The sequence below is a fragment of the Arhodomonas sp. KWT genome, from assembly GCF_010993615.1.
The window spans coordinates 1-1,063 of sequence record NZ_WNXE01000561.1 but is presented as its reverse complement, the minus strand read 5'-3'; the positions used below and the strand labels follow the sequence as shown (position 1 = coordinate 1,063).

Genomic DNA, 1,063 nt, shown 5'->3' with positions numbered 1-1,063 from the left:
CTCGCCGCCCTTCAGCAGGAGGCCAGACTCGACACCCGGTTATCCCTCGCCCTGCCCCAGACGGCCATCCCCACGGTGCTGGAGACCGTCCGCCAGGGCCTGATCGCGTGGGCGGACGCGATGCTGGAGGCCGGGGTCGAGGGCGAAGGCAGCGCCTTCAGCCGCGAGGAACGGACCCTTGCGGAGCCGGTGGACGAGGACTTCCACAACCTCGTGGAGACCGCTGCCGAGCACGCCCGGGCACAGGTGGCGGCCAGCTCGTCGCGCCGGCGCGGGTTCTTCTCGCGGCTGTTCGCGGGCTGACGGCGACAGCCGGACAGCGCGGGCGGGGGTTTCACGGACGGATCAATTGTTCTTATACTAACAGTCCGTGTAACGATCAAATTCAGGGAGCAACATGCAGTCGTCACCCCGCAATCCCGCCGTCGAGCCCCTGTTCCAGCCGCTCCGGGTCGGTGACGTGGCGGTCCCCAACCGCATCGTCATGGCCCCGCTTACCCGCAACCGCGCCGGCGGGGGCAACGCCCCCACCGAGCTGATGGCCCGGTACTACAGCCAGCGCGCCGGCGCCGGCCTGATCGTCGCCGAGGCGACCCAGATCCGACCGGACGGCCAGGGGTATCTCTATACCCCCGGCATCCACAGCGACGAGCAGGTGGCCGGCTGGCGCCGCGTGACCGACGCCGTGCACGAGGCCGGCGGCCGTATGGCACTGCAGCTCTGGCACGTGGGCCGTATCTCCCACACGTCACTGCTCAACGGCGAGGCGCCGATCGCCCCCTCGGCGATACGCGCCGAGGCCAAGACCTATACCGCCAATGGCTTCGAGCCCGTCTCCGAGCCGCGGGCGCTGGAGGCCTCGGAGATCCCCGGACTGGTCGCCGACTATGCCCGGGCCGCCGAGCGCGCCCGCGACGCCGGCTTCGACCTCGTGGAGATCCACGCCGCCAACGGCTATCTCATCGAGCAGTTCCTCAAGGACGGCGCCAACCAGCGCACCGACGACTATGGCGGCTCCATCGAGAACCGCGCCCGTCTGCTATTCGAGGTCACGGACGCCATC

General features: G+C 69.9%; 1 protein-coding gene and 1 pseudogene. Both read left to right on the top strand.

The window, feature by feature from the left end; translation table 11 throughout:
* A partial coding sequence (locus G7A99_RS20725; RefSeq protein ID WP_163143774.1) for a hypothetical protein occupies positions 1 to 303 on the top strand: 303 nt, incomplete at its 5' end.
* Positions 304 to 397: 94 nt separating this feature from the next.
* Positions 398 to 1,063: pseudogene (locus G7A99_RS20720) on the top strand (alkene reductase); the annotation flags it as partial.